The sequence below is a fragment of the Sulfurimonas sp. genome, assembly GCF_041583195.1.
Classification (GTDB): Bacteria; Campylobacterota; Campylobacteria; order Campylobacterales; family Sulfurimonadaceae; genus Sulfurimonas.
Map to the genome: position 1 here is coordinate 83,446 of NZ_JBFHGL010000011.1, position 17,572 is coordinate 101,017.

A 17,572-nucleotide genomic window follows, 5' to 3' on the forward strand; every position below is an offset into this window, starting at 1 on the left:
CCATTATAAATATTCTAAAAGTAACTCAAAAAATCTGCTATTTTGTTCAGGTTTACCAACAGTAACCCTGATAGCATTCATCCCATACCCACTTAAATCTCTAACTATCATTCCACGCTTAAGAAGTGCATCTGCAATATCAGTAGAATTTCTCGGATTTACGAAACATAAAGTTATAAAGTTTGTATAGCTTTCAATTATATCTATTTTTTGTTCATTTGCGAAATTTTCATACCGTTTCATCTCGTTAAAATTCATTTCAATACTATTTTTTACAAACTCTTCATCTTCTAGTGCCACAGAAGCTGCTTCAAGTGAAAGTGTTGTAATATTAAATGGTGGACGAAGTTTATATAACTGCTTAATTATATCAGCACGTCCAAGACCGTATCCAACACGCATACCGCCAAGACCATAAGCTTTTGAGAAAGTCCCTAAATACAATACATTTTCAAACTTTTCTATTAATTCTTTTGGCTCAATAGCTTTGTTAGAGTCTTTATATTTTGCATATTCCATATATGCACCATCAACTACTACAAGAGTATCATTGTCTATTTTTGATATGAATTCAAATATATCTTTAGCGTCAGTAGCATCACCTGTCGGATTGTTTGGTGTACATAAAAAAATGATATCTGGATTATGTTCTTTATAAAGCGTATAAAACTGCTCAAGGTCATGTGAATCAGTCGAAGTTGTTTTAATGATCTCACAACCGATATGTTTTGAATACACATCATACATTGCAAATGTAACGCCGTTTACTAAAACTTTACTATCTTTATTTGCTTTTGCATGTATAGCAAGTTCTATAATCTGATCGCTTCCTGAACCGATGATTATGTTCTCATCTTTTAGATCAAAACGACGTGCAAGCCCAGCTTTTAGTTTCATCATAGAATCATCAGGATACAAAGCCATATTTGCAACTATGTTTCTTACAGCTTCTTGCACTTTGCTTGAACATCCGTTTGGATTCTCGTTTGAAGCAAGTTTTACAACATCTTCTGGTTTAATACCAAATTCACGAACAACTAACTCAATAGGTTTTCCACCTTCATAAGTTTTTATATTTTCAATGTGTTTATTAAATTTCATTATCACCCTTTACATAGCTTCCCAGCCATGTTATCTCTCCATCATGTTTTTTTACTATCTCTTGTATTCTAGGTTCATCAATATGACCGTAAAAATCTATAAAAAACCAATATCCAAATCCTTCTTTGTCTTTAGAAGGGCGTGATTCTATTTTAGACATATTAATATTGGCATCATCAAAGTCTTTTAAAAAATGTACAAGTGCACCTGCTTTTACGGCATCTTTTAACTGTACAAAAATAGAAGTTTTATCATTTTCACTCATCCCGTTTTTAAAGTCACTCAAAATTACAAATCTTGTTGAACTACCAATCTCGTCTTCAACATCGTTAAAAAGTATAGGTACTCCATAAAGCTTCGCTGCAATATGAGAACAGATCGCAGCAGAATTAGGCTCTTCGCTGGCTAAAATTGCAGCTTTTGCCGTACTCTCAACTGGTATTAGTTCTACGTCTGAGAACCCATGTTCATTTAAAAATTCACGACATTGTCCAAAACCTTTGTCTTTTGAATATATTTTTTTGATATCACTAAGCTCTTTACATTTAGTTGCAAACGACATATGGATAGGCATATATAGCTCAGCTACAATTTTCACAGATGACTTTGCCAGGAGATCAAGTGTTTCACCTACAATTCCATCACGTGAGTTCTCAACTGGTACTACACCAAATTTGGCACGTTTTGCTTCTAGTGTTTTAAATACAGAATATATAGAACTAAGTGGCATATAATCACTCATAGCACCAAAACGACTCTCAGCAGCTTGATGAGTAAAACTTCCTTCAGGTCCTAGATACGCAATGCGTTCAGGTAATTCAAGATTACGTGATACTGCAAACAGTTCTAAAAATATAGCCTCTATAGCTTCTTTATTTAACAAGCCGCCGTCTTCTTTACTTTTAGCACTTAAACGTTCAATAATAGCTTTTTCACGTTCAGGTCTATAAATAGCACCACCTGTATCGTGTTTGATCTTTCCAACACGTTCTACTACTTTCATACGTTCATTTAGTATTTCTAGTAGTTTGTCATCAAGCTCGTCAATCTTTATACGACAATCGTCTAATGTATTCATATCCACTTCCCTATTGCATCTGTTTTAAAATATCTGCCATATCTGCATAAACTTCATCCGGTTTTAGATGTTCCTCTAAAAATGGAACTATCTCCTCACTCGTTCTGTACTTTCCACTAGTTACAAAAATGCTCTTCATTCCAAGCTCTTTTGCACCGCCTAGATCACCCTTTACATCATCGCTTATCATAATTACGTCATTGTAGTTAACATCTGATTTTTGCTTTTTAAGTGCATTCAAACCCTCTTGGTAAAAAGCTAAACTTGGTTTTCCGACTACGTCATATTTAGAACTGGTTGCAAATTCTAAAAGTTTTAAAACTGCCCCTACACCAGGATAACGTTTGCCGTTTTTTGCATAGATTGAAGTCTCATGCATACCAACAAGTTTTGCACCGCTAAGTAAAAAGTCAATCATCTGGGCAAACTCTTCTGAGGTAAAATCCTCTTTTATAGCGACAAGTACGGTTTTTGGATTTTCATAATTAAACTTATACCCCATATTTTGTAAAGTCTCTAAAAACTGTTCTGCTCCATAAGCTGCTACACTATCTTTCTCTACACGAGATTCAAGCATCATTAAAGGGTCAAGATACTTTTCAAAATCAAAATTAAAGCCACTGGTTTTTAAAAACTCATAAAACTCATTTGATGGGTTTTTAGTGTTGTTTGTCACAACCATATATGGAGTTTTATCAATATTTAATTTATCAATAAACTCTATAGCTCCATTTATAGGGCTTTTATCTTCATCACTAATGAGAGTACCTTGAACATCTATGAAATACAAACTATTTTCCTAAAAATTCTTTCTCTAAAGCTATTAGATCTTCATAAGTCTCACGCTTACGAATAAGTTTAACTTCACCGCCTTTTACGGCAACTTCTGCACTTCTATTTCTAGTATTATAGTTACTTCCCATACCAAAACCATAAGCACCGGCAGAGTGAACAACAAGTAGATCATTATGCTCAAGCATTGGCAAGAAACAATCTTTTGCAAAAAAGTCTGAACTCTCACAAACAGGTCCTACGACATCAGCTTTACTAACCTCACCTTTATTATCTGTTATAGCTTCAATTTTATGATATGCATTATATAAACTTGGACGTGCAAGGTCATTCATAGCACCATCAACTACTACAAATCTTTTCTCACCGTTTTGTTTTTCGTAAAGAACTTTTGTTAAGAAATATCCGCCGTTTCCTGTTAAAAATCTACCTGGCTCACAAATCACCGTAATATCTAAACCTTTTAGAGTCCCAAGTATAGCTTGTGCATAATCGTAAGGTTCAATCGTAGTTTCATTATCGTACTTAATCCCAAGTCCGCCGCCGATATCAAAAAATTTAAGTTCAATATCTATAGCCTGAAGACTTCTAACCATATCAGCTACTATCTCACTTGCTTCATAGATAGGCTCAAGATCAGTTAATTGACTACCTATATGAAAATGAATTCCAACAGGATCTAAAAATTCTGAATTTTTAGATTTAATATACATACGTTTTGCAACATCTATTTCAACACCAAATTTGTTATCGTGTAATCCTGTAGATATATACGGGTGAGTTTTTGGATCTATATTTGGATTAACTCTGATAGAAATACGGCAAACTTTACCTAACTCTTTTGCAATCAGCTCAACACGGCCTAGCTCAGCTTCACTCTCTACATTGATGTAAAGGATATCGGCTTCTATAGCTTCGCGAATCTCATCATCGCTTTTTCCAACACCGCTGAATAAAATTTTATATGGAGCTACACCAGCAGCAAGTGCACGGCGTACTTCACCGATAGATACACAATCAGCTCCGCTTCCCATGTCAGCAAAATGTTTCACAACACTTAGATTTGAATTTGATTTTACAGCATATGCCAATATGCTTTTTCTACCACGAAACGCTTCTTTTAATTTTTCATATTGCTTTGTCATATGATCTAAATCATACACATATAGTGGTGTTTTATATTCACTTGCAATTTTTTTAAAATCCATTAATACTATCCCAAACATATTTTTGAGATATTTTATCTAAAAAGTGCTTATTATTTTGTTATGTGAGTTTTCTTTATGTTTTCAAACGGTATTTATACCACTGTCTTAGGGCTATAAGAAATAAAATTGTTACCGGTAATAATATTCCAACTTCTGATGGAATTGTTTTATTTTTTGCAAATTCTGAAAGCATAAACATAACACCCCATACAACAAGTGTAGCTATTATTGCCCCAAAACTAAACAATGAAACATTTAAAAACCTTGCACTAATTGGAACAAAAAAGAAAATGATAACAACTAAACAAGGAGCAAAAAACGGATATATTATTATTTTATACAGTGCTCCTTTTATAGTATCAAGATTAATATTTTCATCTTTTAAAATCAGTAATGCATCTATTGCATCACTAATTGTAAAATCAACTTTACCCTCATAAACCTGATCAAGAATTTTTGGTTTAAAACCCTCTAGTAGTCTTAAATCTTGATTATTAATTACCGTAATCCCTGGAGAATCAAATCCTAAATTGTCAGGTTTTTTTATAATATCACCTGATTTAATATGCCAAAAATCATCTTCATAAACAGCTTTTGAGGCTATTACAACCTCTTTTAAAGAGCCATTAACTGCTGTAAAAATACGTATATCTTCTGCACGTGATTGTAATGGAAGCATCTTAGAAAAATATACAAATTTTTCTTTATATGAGAAGAATAAATCTCGTGTGGGACTTAAGTATTCTGCATTGTCTTCTATATTTTTAGCATGTGAATTTGCTTTTGAAAATGAAGAACTAAAATGCATTAAAACGTACATACCTGTTATCAATACAGAAACTACTAAAAAAGGTTTTAATATATCTACTCTTGAATATCCAAGTGAGTAAAACGATACAAGTGCATTTGATCTAATTAAAAATATCTTTGTAGATATCATTGCAAAAACAAGCGATATAGGTAAAAGCATATCTATAGCATAAAAGCTTTTGTATACTAAAAAAATTAAAAGCAAGTTGGCAGACTCAACTGTATTTACAGACTTAGATGTATATTCAAATGCTACTGAGAATAAAACCAATGCAAAAAGAATAATAAAAAAGTATTTTAGAAAGTGATATGAAACATATTTAAAAGCTAACATCAGTGTCCATCATTTTATTTGATGTTATTTTAGCTGAAATTTTTTAATAGTATATTTAGAGCTTACATCTTCTAGAGAGTTTTCTAGTAAATATTCAACTGAATCGCAAGCTTGTTCTATCCAAGTATCAAGATGGGCTTGTTCAGGCTCACTAAAATCACTGAGAACATAAGAAGCCACTTCACCCTTATGTTCAGGTTTACCTATACCCATACGGACACGTATATATTCTTTTGTAATGTGAGCATCTGTAGACTTCAAACCATTATGACCACCATGCCCACCTGCTTTTTTAAATCTAAGTGTTCCAAAAGGCAAGTCTAAATCATCATGTATTACAACTACATCTTCAACTTTATAGAACTTTTTAACTTTGGCAACAGATATACCTGATAAGTTCATAAAAGTAAGCGGTTTTAATAAAAAATGATTTGAAAATTTGAAAAGGTCCCCATCGAAATTTGATGAGCTTTGTTTTGTGGCATTTTGACGCTTTATTAGAGCATCTATCACCATAAAACCAATATTATGGCGAGTTTTTTCATAGTTAGCCCCGGGATTTCCAAGACCAACTATGAGCATGATTATTTAGCTTTAATCATACTTAGTACAGATACACGTCCATCATCAGTGAATTTAACATTTGGAATCTCTGCTAAGTCACGAATCATAACTGCATCACCTAAGTCTAAATCGTTAACATCGATGTCAATAGTATTTGGTAAATCTTCAATTTTAGCTTTTACGCGTAAACGAGGCTTAGCAACGTTTAACATAGCTTTGTTTTTAAGACCAACCGGTGTACCAACTGGGTTTACTGGAACTTTATAGTGTGTAACAACACCTGGTTGTGCTACCATTAAGTCAACGTGTAATAACTCAGCAGTTAACGGGTGAGATTCATATGATTGAACAACAACATTTAACTCTTTCCCGTCAACTTTTACTGGGAATGCGATAGTCTCTTTGTTGCGAACAGTACGGATATATTCATTTGATTTAAACGCAGCGTTAACATTGTCTAAACCTTTTCCGTAGATGTTGGCAATTAGATAACCATCACGGCGAAGAGCTTTAACAGCCTTCTTACCAGTACTCTCTCTAATAATACCTTCTAACATATTTAATCCTTAATAAAAAATGTCTGGAATTTTATCCAAATAAAACTTTAATATCCGTTAAACAATATTTTTATTTTAAATCAAAAATATCATCATCCTCTGTAACTGCATCTTTATCATACTTATCAGCTATATTAGCATCAACTTTTCCACTGTTGAGTCCACTCATTTTAAGCTCAAGGTCAGATGCACTAGTTGCATAATCTTTTGCTCTTTGTCTGCTGATAACACCCTCGTTATATAGGTCAAGAAGTGACTGATCAAATGTTTGTGAATGATAAAGATCACGCCCTGCTTCAACCGCATCAGGGATCTCAACATCGCGGTTTTCTAAAATAAGTTTCTCAATTGTAGGTGTACGCACCATGATCTCCATAGCTGCACGACGACCAGTTACTTTTCCATCTTTATCTTCAGTCGGTATAAGTCTTTGTGAGATAACGCCTTGTATAACGTTTGAGAGTGAAACACGAACACGTTGTTGCTCATCTACCGGGAAATAAGAGATTATACGGTTTACTGTCTCTTTTGCATCAGTAGTGTGAAGTGTTGAGAAAACAAGGTGTCCTGTATCTGCAGCGTGAAGAGCTAGTTCAACTGTTTCACGGTCACGCATCTCACCAACTAGGATAATGTCAGGATCTTCACGAAGAGCTGCTTTTAGAGCTGATTTAAACGAAAGCGTATCTTTACCTACTGAGCGTTGGTTAACAATACACAGTCTGTCTTTATGAGTAAATTCAATAGGATCTTCAATCGTAATTATATGTTTGTATTTTGTTCTATTTATAAGGTCCACTATAGATGCAAGAGTAGTTGATTTACCACTCCCTGTAACACCGGTAACTAGTACCATACCTCTTTCTTTATCTGCAAATGATTTAACAATATCAGGCATTCCAAGTTTTTCAAGTGGCGGAATCTCTGTTGGAATAATCCTAAATACGGCAGATACACCGTCTTTTTGGAAAAAGAAGTTCACACGGAAACTGTATTTTTCATTGTATTTGTGAACAGAGTCATACTCTTTTTGCTCTGTAAATTTTACATAATCACCTTTTAGGACCTCTTTTGCCAAAGTACGGGATTCCTCTTCAGACATAATCCAACCCGGAAACTGATGAATCTTACCGTCTTTACGTGCACGTACAACAGACTTTGCCTTAACATGAAGGTCACTTCCTCCAAAAGCAATCATCTTTTTGAGATAATCGTTAATTTTGTCTCTTATTTTAAAATCTAATTGACTTACATCAAATTTTTCACTCATAAGTTCTCCAATATATCTTGAAATGCATCTTTAAATGCTTGCAGTCCGTCTTCTATCTGTTTTGCATATACCTCATCCATCTCGATCCCTGCACCTTTAACTTTATCAAAGTGCTCTTTTATAACTTCATTGGATATAGGAAGTGCTTTATCTTTTAAACCCATCTGCACATAAGCTTCTATCGTTTCAATAGGAGCAGTATTTACACTGTTATATGCTAATAGGTTCTCTATATAATAGTGAGGTGCTAAAGAATCATCTTTCACACCTGTACTTGCAAATAGTGTACGACATCTCTCAACTTTTAGGTCTTCAACAGCATTGTATATATCAGCTGAGTTATAGATACCGCTTAATCCGGTATCTACACCATGTTTTGCCAATGTATCATCTATTGCACGATCAACTCTACTTACAAAGACACTCACTACAGTATCTACTGCTTTATCTGCTTTTTTAGCACCTGCTTCAAAAGCTCTTGCACAAGATATAGCTTGTTCTTTAGTAAAGATCAGAGTTGCATTTACTGGAATCCCACATGCTACCAATTCTTCCATTGCAATAAATCCTGCTTTTGTTGCAGGAACTTTTATCATTACATTAGGACGTGCTATTTCAGCATACAGTCTTTTTCCTTCTGCTATAGTGCCTTCAGCATCATCACACAAAAATGGATCAACTTCTATACTTACATAACCATCATCACCCTCATCATATAAAGGTTTTAATATATCCGCTGCTTTTTTAATATCAAAAATAGCAACAGCTTCATATTTTTGTTTAGGTGATAGTTCACTCAAAGTTGCTACTTGCTCTTTGTAAGCAGGTGAGTTAAGAATAGCATTTTTAAAAATTGCAGGATTGGAAGTCGCACCGTTTATAGTTTTTGATTCAATCAATTCTCTAAACTCTTTATCAAGAAAGTCTCTCTCGATAAAATCGGCCCAAAGCGAGAATTTCAAATCTTCTATATACATATAAATATTCCTAATTTTTTATTAAATTATAACCCATTTTTTTTAAATCAAAATAATAAGATACATATTTTAACAAAATTATATGAATTGTACTGAGTGCGATAAAAAGTTCATTTTCTATGTATATATAGTACTTGTATATTTCAAAATATAAAAAAAACTCAAATATATACTGATCAAAAAAATAAAAAAAAGCATATAGCAATATAGTAATAGATGAAGCTAGAATGATATTTATTTTCAAATTAAATATGTAAATGTATAAAAGAAGAATTGCAAAATAAAAAAAGTAATATGCACCGGCAAATATTTCTATTAGTATAAGGTTAGATACCGCAATTAAAAAGCTGTGTAACATCTCTAAAAATTTACATCTTTTTTAATCTCTACGATAAATGTAGTTCCTGAACCTGAACTGCTAACGCTTATTCCCCCGTCAAACTGTTTTTGAGCAATAATTTGTGACATGTATAGTCCAAGTCCTGTTCCATTCTTGTCTTTTGTTGAAAAATAAGGTTCAAATACCCTCTCTATATTTTCACTAGAAATTCCTATTCCATTATCTGTGACATATATTTTTATAGAATTATAAAAGTTTTCAACTCTTATTGAAATTATTAAATCTTTATCTTCCTCATGAGATATTAATGCATCTATAGCATTATTTATGAGGTTTAAAATTATTTGAATCAGCTCATTTTCATAAGTTACAATATCTATATATTGACTTTTATTTATCTCAATATTAATTTTATTGCTATCGGCTCTTGCTTTTGCAAAATTTATTGCTTTGTTTAGAACCTCATGTATTTCAACTTTTGATTTTGTTTTTTTTGGATGAAAATATGTTTGAAAATCATCTACTGTTTCTGATAGGTAAACTAGAGTATCACTTATGCTATTTAAAGTTTTTTCAAGTTTCTCATCACTTATTTTATTACCTAGCATCTTCTCAAACTGTAAGTTAGATATCTGCAGAGTCACACCGGATAACGGCTGTCTCCACTGGTGGGCAATCATACTCATCATCTCTCCCATAACAGCCTGTTTTGATTGAGTTGATAGCATCTTGTCTTTTTTAGTTAACTCTTCAAGTTTGTTTTCTAGTTTTTCGCGTTGTGAAACTATTGTATTTGCAGCATAACTCATTTTTGTATGATAAAAATATACAACTAAACTCTCAATAACAAAAGCAATAACTACATAAAGCATCTGAGATTTTGAAAAAGCCACATCTACAAATGGCTGATAAGGTACGATTGAAAGTGATACAACCATAAGTATGAACCAGTATTTGACATTTTTTTCAGACTGTATATTTAGCAAGATTAGCGGATATAAAAATATCCATAAAAACTTCATATCATACAAGTCACTGATATAAAACAAAAAACTAAAAAAAATAGAAAATTTCAATAAAAAGACAGTTTGTATAAAAGAAAAATATTTTGTATTTAATCTTAATACATATATCATCAAAAGACTTAAAACTATAAGTGATAGCTCTATTTTAATAAGATAATATTTTTCAGGATTACCAACATTTGTAAGTATTCCAAAAATCAGTCCTGATATAAATAGCAGTAACATCATATTTGTTACACGATATTTACCTTCAACAATAAAATCTTTATCATCAAAATCAAAACCGCTTTTTAAAAAGTTTTCCAGTAAACTCATAAATATCCTATGGTATGTAAACTTTATCTAGCATCTCATTATATTCACTCTCTGCGTCACTTTCAAGTGTAATTCCGCCGCCACTTTTGTATACTAATCCATCATCTGTTTTTTCAATAAAACGGATCATAACTCCACTATCAAAAGAATCACCGTCATAAATTCCAAATACTCCACTAAAAAATCCACGTGTGTATTCTTCAGTACTTTTTATTATATCCAATGTAGATTTTTTTGGTGTACCACTTATACTACCTGCAGGTAACAACTCTTTTAGTATGCTACCAATCTTCCCATGCCAACTATCATCTAGATCTCCACATATATGGGAACTGACCTGTAATAATTTTTTTTCACCTGCATCAATAGATGTGATATATCTAAAATCTTCTACTCTTACATTACTTGAGACTATATTTAGATCATTTCTCAACAGATCAACAACCATAATATGTTCAGCCATCTCTTTTTGATTTGCGAGTATTACGCTTTTAGCCTGAGGAATGCTTGCATCGATAGTACCTTTCATAGGAAAGGTGTTTATTTTATTATTTTTAATCTGTATAAATTTTTCCGGTGAAAAACAAACAAATTTATCTTTGTATCTAAGCTTATAATGAGCATTGGATATATTAAATATATCTATTAAACTAAGATGTGTTTCTATTTTTGTTTTAGATGTTAAATTTAAAAGATATGTGTCACCGTTTTTGATTTTTTCTTGAACATAATCAAATTTCTTTTTATATTCATCAAAGTTAATAGGAGTTTTTTTTAAAGTATATGGATGTTTCTTGTAAGCGTAGTGTTCATCTATAGAGTATTCAACATCATAGTTTTTTAACTCATCTAATGGGATAACTACTATCTCTTTTGCTTCAAAATCACTTATGAATAAAAAAGGTTTTCTTAGTTTTCCGAAGTTGTTAAGTTTATCCCACATCATGTATAAGTTTTTTCAGCACTGCCATACGCATAAGTACACCGTTGCTTACTTGCTCTAGTACTTTACATCTCTTATCTTCAAGCATAGCATCGCTGATATCAATATTTCTGTGCACAGGTCCTGGATGAAGAAGTATAATATCTCTATCACCAACCAACTCCTCAGTTATACAAAAATCACTTGCATAATCTTTCAGTGATGCATAACTTTGAGAAGAGTGACGTTCAGTTTGGGTACGCAGACTCATAATAGCATCCACTTCATCTATGATTTCCGTTAAATAGTGAGTTGTTCTTAAAGTTGTTTTTGGTAAAAAATGTGGAGGTGCTACAAGAATAACTTCCATTCCAAAACGTCCAAGTAGTTCAATATTTGAATTAGCTACACGTGAGTTTTTAATATCTCCTACAATCGCTATTTTTTTACCCTCAAGATCTCCAAAATGATTTTTTAAAGTGTAAAGATCAAGTAGTGCCTGAGTCGGGTGTGCATGTGCACCATCCCCAGCATTTATTATAGAAGCTTTTGTATGGTTTGATAGGATCTTAGGTACACCTGAGTTCTGATGCCTTACTATAATAGCATCAGGCCCCATTGAATCCAAATTCATCGCAGTATCAACAAGTGTTTCACCTTTTTTAGTAGAACTTTTAGCAACATCTAAATGGACTATCTCAGCTCCTAAACGTTTTGCAGCTATCTCAAAAGAGCTTTTTGTACGTGTAGAGTTTTCAAAAAACAGTGTAATTATTATCTTATCTTGTAAAATTCTATGAAACTTCCCGTCTGAAAACTTCTTTGCATCTTCTAAAAGTTGTTCTATCTCTTCTTTTGTAAAATCATCTGTACGTGTTAAGTGTCGCATCTACTAAAACTGCCTCGTAAAAATTTTACAAATTATACAATACATCACAAATTTTGTCTATCTCATCAGATACTTTTAAAACCCTAAAGTCTGTTTTTTTAAAGTACGGTTCACTAACTTTCTTAAAACTATCATCTTCTTCTCTACAATTAAATGCAACTGTATGCTTTATATCCATCTCATCTAATAAACGTTTTGACAAGAGAGTATCGTTTATACAACCAAGTGAACAGTGAGTAACCAACAATGCATTTGCTTTATAATATTTGATTAGATCAGCTACCATATTATCTTCGTCAACTGGTACCAAAAGACCACCTGCACCTTCAAAGATCAAAACATCACATCGCTCTTCTAAGAGTTTGACTTTTTTATCTACCAACTCAAAATCAAATTTTTTTCCACCTGATGAAATATATGGAGCAGCAGGCAGTTCATAGGAAATTGGGACTATATCTTCAACATCTAAATCACTAAATTCACAGTTAAGATCTTTGACGCATTTTAAAAGATCATTTCCATCAAGATATTTACAATCAATTACTCCTGTTTCAACAGGTTTTATAACCCCAACTCTAAGTCCGCGGCTAGCTAATTCTTTTAATAATAGTTTTGTTGTGTAAGTTTTTCCGATATCTGTATTTGTTGCAGTAATAAATATTCTTTTACTCATAATTATCCCAAATTTGTTATAATCTTGCATTATTTAAAGGTTATTAAACAATGAACAATTTTGAAGAATATTGTACCCAATTTGTACAAAGCGTTGGAAACAAAGAAGGAGCAGTTAGTCCTGCTATAACGTCATCTGCTTCTTTTGCTTATGGAGATCCAGAAACTGCTGAGGGTATTTTTAATGCAAGCGTCAAAAAACCACTTTATTCACGTATGGGAAATCCAACAACTGCTAAATTAGAGAGTGTTATGGCTCAGATGGACGGTGGAATCGGCGCTGTAGCTACAAGTAGTGGAATGGGAGCTATAACTTTAGCTACTATGAGTTTGTTATCTTCTGGAGATGAGATCATATCCGTAGGTGGATTATTTGGCGGTACTTACTCTCTTTTTAATGAAACATTGACACGTTTTGGTATTACTACGCACTTTTTAGATGTTGATGACCTTGATGGGATCAAAACTAAAATAAATGAAAATACAAAAATAATTTTTTGTGAAAGTGTTGGGAATCCTAACATGAAACTTCCTGAGATTAAAAAAATAGCTGATATTGCAAACTCTGCAGGAGTAGTTTTAATAGTAGACAATACAATTACACCGATGAGTATAAAACCGCTTGAACTAGGTGCAGATATAGCTGTTTATTCAACAACAAAAATAATCTCCGGAAACTCATCTGCCCTTGGCGGGTGTGCTGTATTTCGTGCGATTAACGATGGTGATGATAAATTTAAAACTGCAAGGTATAAAGATCTACATAAATTCATAGATAAAATGGGAAAAATGGCTCTTATTCCAAATGCCAAAAAAAGAGCACTTAGAGATTTTGGAATGAGTGCGTCTGCACATGCAAGCTATCAAACTTTACTAGGGCTTGAAACTTTAGCTCTTAGAATGGACAGAGTAGTTAAAAGTGTAGAAATAGTTGCAAGTGCTTTAGACACTGCAGGGCTTAAAATCAACCATCCATCTCTAAAATCTAGTGACCAAAATGCAAAATATAAAGAGTTATTTAAAAATGGATGTGGGACACTTTTAACAATAGATATGTGTACTAAGGAAAAAGCATATGAGTTTTTAAATAAAACAAAACTTGCTACATTAACTGCAAATATAGGTGATAGCCGTACACTTGCACTTCATATGGCATCAACTATTTATAGTGATTTCAACCAAGAACAACGTGAGTTTTTAGGTATAACAGATGGTTTAATAAGAATATCTATAGGGTTAGAAAATCCACAAGACATAATAGATGATTTTATAAAGGCGGCTTTGTAATGGGAACACAAATTGAACATGAATTATCAGAGGAAGTTGAGATTAAATTTCCTAAAAAGTATAAAGTTTTAATACTAAATGATGATTATACATCTATGGAGTTTGTAATAGATATTTTAATGAGTGTATTTCACAAAACATTCGAACAAGCAGAAGCAATTATGCTGGATGTTCACAAAAAAGACAAAGGCATATGTGGTGTTTACACTTATGAAATAGCTGAAACAAAGGTATTAACTGTACATAAACGTGCGAAAGAGAGTGGTTTTCCACTTAAATGTATCATAGAGGAGGAATAAAATGATTAGTTCAAATCTAAATTCGGTTATAAAAAACTCTATAAATTTTGCTAAAGAATTAAGGCATGAATATCTAACAATTGAGCATCTTTTTTATGAAATATTAGGTTCTGATGAAGGGATGTATATAATTTTAGCATGTGGTGGTGACGTTGAGAAAATGCGTCAACTTCTAAAAACATATATCACGACAAATATTGATCCTCTTCCACAAAATGTTCAAATAGAGCCATATGAGAGTGCAGCACTATCACGTGTTGTTGACTCTATGATCAGACATATTCAAAGTGCAGGTCAAAACAGTGCCGATATAGGAGATATGATAGCTGCTCTATTTGAGGAAAAAAACACATTTACACATACATTACTAGATGAATACAATATCTCAAGACTTGATGTGTTAGAGATCATTTCACACTCAAACGTAAAAGAAGATATTAAAGAGGTCGAAGAAGGGTTTTTAGCAAAATATTCAATAGATCTTCTAGAAAAAGCGAGAGCTGGAAAAATAGATCCTGTGATCGGACGCAATAATGAGATTGAGCGCGTAACACAAATACTTTGCAGAAGAAAGAAAAACAATCCTATATTAGTTGGAGAAGCAGGTGTTGGTAAAACTGCAATTGCTGAAGGGCTTGCATTAAATATTGCTTCTGGGAAAGTTCCTGATATTATTAAAGATGCAGATCTTTATGCACTTGATCTAAGTGCTATGCTTGCAGGTACAAAATACAGAGGTGATTTTGAAAAACGTCTAAAAGGTGTTATGGATGAATTAAAATCAAATCCGAATGCAATTTTATTTATAGATGAGATTCATACTCTAATCGGTGCTGGTGCTACAAGCGGTACTATGGATGCTGCAAATCAATTAAAACCTGCTCTTGCATCTGGTGAATTAAGATGTATGGGTGCTACTACATTTGCAGAATACCGTAATGGATTTGAAAAAGACAAAGCACTAAGCAGAAGATTCTCAAAAGTTAATATAGATGAACCATCAATAGATACAAGTATTAAAATTCTAAAGGGTTTAAAAGAGAAGTATGAAAAACACCATAATGTAATTTATACTCCAAAAGCTATAAAAAGCGCTGTTGAGCTCTCTAAAAGATATATAACAGATAGATTTTTACCAGATGTTGCAATAGATATTATTGATGAAACGGCAGCTTCATTTCATCTGCTTAAAAAACCAAAAACTAAAGTCGGTGTAAAAGATATAGAAAATACAATCTCTAAAATCATAGGAATAAGCAGTTCAAAAATAGATAAAGACGAGACTGAACTTCTATCGAATTTAGAAAGTGAGCTAAAAACTCAGGTTATAGGTCAGGACAATGCTGTTTTAGAAGTTGCAAAAGCTATAAAAATATCTAAAGCAGGTTTAAACAAAGCAGACAAACCAATCGCATCATTTTTATTCTCAGGCCCAACAGGTGTAGGTAAAACAGAACTTGCAATCTCAATTAGTAAAACTCTGGGCATAAACTTTGAGCGCTTTGATATGAGTGAATATATGGAGAAACATGCACTATCACGTTTAGTCGGTGCACCTCCAGGTTATGTAGGATTTGAACAAGGTGGTTTACTTACTGAAGTTATTAAAAAACACCCATATACAGTATTACTTTTAGATGAGATAGAAAAAGCACATCCTGATCTTACTAATATTTTACTTCAGATTATGGACAGTGCTACACTTACTGATAATAATGGATATAAAGCCGATTTTCAAAACGTAATACTAATCATGACATCAAATATAGGTGCAACTGCCAGAAGTGTTATGGGCTTTAATAAAGATTCATCAATATCAGCAAATGAAGAGTTAAAATCATTCTTCACACCTGAATTTAGAAACCGTCTAGATGCTATTGTAGAGTTTTCACAATTAGACCTAGAAACTATAAAAGGTATAGTAAATAAATTTGTAAATGAGCTAAATTCAGAATTAAAATCTAAAAAAATAACTATTGAGGTATCTGAAAAAGCAAAAGAGTATATAGCTGTAGAGGCTTACTCTCCAGAGATGGGTGCTCGTCCTCTAAAAAGATATATACAGGATAATATTACAAACAAACTAAGTGATGAAATATTATTTGGAAAACTGAAAAACGGTGGTAATGTTAAAGTAGATCTAAAAGATGAACTCGTTTTAAAATGTACATCCCTCAGATAAATAAATTCTCTTTAGTATTTCCTCACCCTGAGGATGCCAATGAAGACGGAATTGTAGCGTGGGGAGGTGATTTAACGCCTTCACGTTTAATCCGTGCATATCAAAATGGCATATTTCCTTGGTACAACAAAGATGAACCTATACTTTGGTGGTCTCCTGATCCAAGGTTTATTATGGAATTAGATGATTTTAAACTCTCACGTTCACTAAAAAAAAGTATGAAAAAATTTGAGTATAAATTCGATACAAACTTTTCAAATGTTATACGCAGGTGTGGAACTATACCAAGAAAAGATCAGCCAGGTACATGGATTCAAAAAGATATTATAGAAGCTTACGAAGAACTATATTCCCTAGGATTTGCACATTCAGTAGAAAGCTATTTAAATGGTAAACTTGTAGGTGGTTTATACGGTGTAGTTGTAGGTAAAGTATTTTGTGGTGAATCAATGTTTGCAGACGTAAGTGATGCTTCTAAATCAGCTTATGCAATACTGGTAAAACACCTTAAAATATGGGGCTATGACTTTATTGATTGCCAAGTTCCAACAGAGCATCTAAAAAGTCTTGGAGCAAAAGAGGTGTCAAGAACATACTTTTTAGATAGATTACATAAAGTTAATATGGATAATATAGATAATAGATGGGAAATTATAAACGAATAGTGGTGCTGTCACGAGGATTTGAACCCCGGGCCTGCTGATTACAAATCAGCTGCTCTAGCCAACTGAGCTATGACAGCAAATAATATTAATTCTTTAAACATTATGAATAGTAAAATTGAAATTAATAAATAAATAGAAAGTTAAAAACTGATCAACTAGGCGGCGACCTACATTCCCAATCCTGAAAGGACAAGTATTATCAGCGATGAGAGGCTTAGCTTCTGGGTTCGGAATGGGACCAGGCGTTTCCCTCTCTCTGTTGCCACCTAGACAATCAAGTGTAAA

Annotated in this window: 17 protein-coding genes, 1 tRNA gene and 1 rRNA gene; 4 read left to right on the forward strand and 15 right to left on the reverse strand. The window is 32.8% G+C overall.

The genetic code is table 11. The features are described from left to right. Positions 1-3: 3 nt before the first annotated feature. The 13 genes from hisC to bioD all read right to left on the reverse strand — a co-directional run bounded on the left by hisC (position 4) and on the right by bioD (position 12,855). Positions 4-1,101 (reverse strand): histidinol-phosphate transaminase, encoded by a 1,098-nt coding sequence (gene hisC / locus ABZA65_RS10310; protein WP_373073337.1) that lies wholly within the window; start codon positions 1,099-1,101, stop codon positions 4-6. Then, a complete protein-coding gene (gene pheA, locus ABZA65_RS10315) occupies positions 1,091-2,179 on the reverse strand; it encodes a prephenate dehydratase (RefSeq protein ID WP_373073339.1) in 1,089 nt (362 codons plus the stop codon). Before pheA ends, hisC begins: the two co-directional genes overlap by 11 nt. A 10-nt stretch (positions 2,180-2,189) precedes the next feature. Then, complete coding sequence (locus ABZA65_RS10320; protein WP_373073341.1) at positions 2,190-2,969, reverse strand: HAD-IIA family hydrolase; 780 nt, start codon at positions 2,967-2,969, stop codon at positions 2,190-2,192. A gap of 1 nt (position 2,970) precedes the next feature. Beyond that, positions 2,971-4,179 (reverse strand): diaminopimelate decarboxylase, encoded by a 1,209-nt coding sequence (gene lysA, locus ABZA65_RS10325; RefSeq protein ID WP_373073343.1) that lies wholly within the window; start codon positions 4,177-4,179, stop codon positions 2,971-2,973. 73 nt (positions 4,180-4,252) lie between these two features. Next, the gene (locus ABZA65_RS10330) at positions 4,253-5,323 is read right to left on the reverse strand and encodes an LptF/LptG family permease (protein WP_373073345.1); all 1,071 of its coding nucleotides are present in this window, start codon (positions 5,321-5,323) and stop codon (positions 4,253-4,255) included. A gap of 24 nt (positions 5,324-5,347) precedes the next feature. Then, on the reverse strand, positions 5,348-5,908 hold the full coding sequence (pth, locus tag ABZA65_RS10335; RefSeq protein WP_373073369.1) for an aminoacyl-tRNA hydrolase: 561 nt from the start codon (positions 5,906-5,908) through the stop codon (positions 5,348-5,350). Then, positions 5,908-6,444 carry a 50S ribosomal protein L25/general stress protein Ctc gene (locus ABZA65_RS10340; RefSeq protein ID WP_373073347.1) on the reverse strand — a complete coding sequence of 179 codons (537 nt, stop codon included), beginning with the start codon at positions 6,442-6,444 and terminating at the stop codon, positions 5,908-5,910. Before ABZA65_RS10340 ends, pth begins: the two co-directional genes overlap by 1 nt. Positions 6,445-6,514: 70 nt before the next feature. Next, positions 6,515-7,714 (reverse strand): type IV pilus twitching motility protein PilT, encoded by a 1,200-nt coding sequence (locus ABZA65_RS10345; protein WP_373073349.1) that lies wholly within the window; start codon positions 7,712-7,714, stop codon positions 6,515-6,517. Then, the gene (locus ABZA65_RS10350) at positions 7,711-8,691 is read right to left on the reverse strand and encodes a transaldolase (protein ID WP_373073351.1); all 981 of its coding nucleotides are present in this window, start codon (positions 8,689-8,691) and stop codon (positions 7,711-7,713) included. The genes ABZA65_RS10345 and ABZA65_RS10350 overlap by 4 nt, the downstream gene beginning before the upstream one ends. A 360-nt stretch (positions 8,692-9,051) precedes the next feature. After that, positions 9,052-10,371, reverse strand: a complete 1,320-nt coding sequence (locus ABZA65_RS10355; RefSeq protein WP_373073353.1) for a sensor histidine kinase — start codon at positions 10,369-10,371, stop codon at positions 9,052-9,054. Between the two features lie 7 nt (positions 10,372-10,378). Further along, a complete protein-coding gene (locus tag ABZA65_RS10360; RefSeq protein ID WP_373073355.1) occupies positions 10,379-11,317 on the reverse strand; it encodes an aminodeoxychorismate synthase component I in 939 nt (312 codons plus the stop codon). Then, positions 11,304-12,182, reverse strand: coding sequence for an aspartate carbamoyltransferase catalytic subunit (locus tag ABZA65_RS10365; protein WP_373073357.1), 879 nt, complete (start codon positions 12,180-12,182; stop codon positions 11,304-11,306). The genes ABZA65_RS10360 and ABZA65_RS10365 overlap by 14 nt, the downstream gene beginning before the upstream one ends. Before the next feature lie 25 nt (positions 12,183-12,207). After that, positions 12,208-12,855, reverse strand: a complete 648-nt coding sequence (gene bioD, locus ABZA65_RS10370; RefSeq protein ID WP_373073359.1) for a dethiobiotin synthase — start codon at positions 12,853-12,855, stop codon at positions 12,208-12,210. Between the two features lie 50 nt (positions 12,856-12,905). On the opposite strand from bioD, the gene ABZA65_RS10375 reads away from it, so the two are divergent. The 4 genes from ABZA65_RS10375 to aat are packed head-to-tail and all read left to right on the forward strand — an operon-like array spanning position 12,906 to position 17,287. Further along, the gene (locus ABZA65_RS10375; RefSeq protein ID WP_373073361.1) at positions 12,906-14,141 is read left to right on the forward strand and encodes an aminotransferase class I/II-fold pyridoxal phosphate-dependent enzyme; all 1,236 of its coding nucleotides are present in this window, start codon (positions 12,906-12,908) and stop codon (positions 14,139-14,141) included. Beyond that, complete coding sequence (locus ABZA65_RS10380) at positions 14,141-14,440, forward strand: ATP-dependent Clp protease adaptor ClpS (RefSeq protein WP_373073363.1); 300 nt, start codon at positions 14,141-14,143, stop codon at positions 14,438-14,440. Before ABZA65_RS10375 ends, ABZA65_RS10380 begins: the two co-directional genes overlap by 1 nt. Position 14,441: 1 nt before the next feature. Further along, entirely contained in the window at positions 14,442-16,622 is a 2,181-nt protein-coding gene (clpA, locus tag ABZA65_RS10385) for an ATP-dependent Clp protease ATP-binding subunit ClpA (protein ID WP_373073365.1), read from the forward strand. Further along, positions 16,604-17,287 carry a leucyl/phenylalanyl-tRNA--protein transferase gene (gene aat / locus ABZA65_RS10390; protein ID WP_373073367.1) on the forward strand — a complete coding sequence of 228 codons (684 nt, stop codon included), beginning with the start codon at positions 16,604-16,606 and terminating at the stop codon, positions 17,285-17,287. The genes clpA and aat overlap by 19 nt, the downstream gene beginning before the upstream one ends. On the opposite strand, the gene ABZA65_RS10395 is transcribed toward aat, so the two are convergent. Both ABZA65_RS10395 and rrf read right to left on the reverse strand, forming a co-directional pair. Then, positions 17,288-17,364: transfer RNA gene (locus ABZA65_RS10395), tRNA-Thr, on the reverse strand. Between the two features lie 77 nt (positions 17,365-17,441). Continuing rightward, positions 17,442-17,557, reverse strand: a 5S ribosomal RNA gene (rrf, locus tag ABZA65_RS10400). Positions 17,558-17,572: the final 15 nt, after the last annotated feature.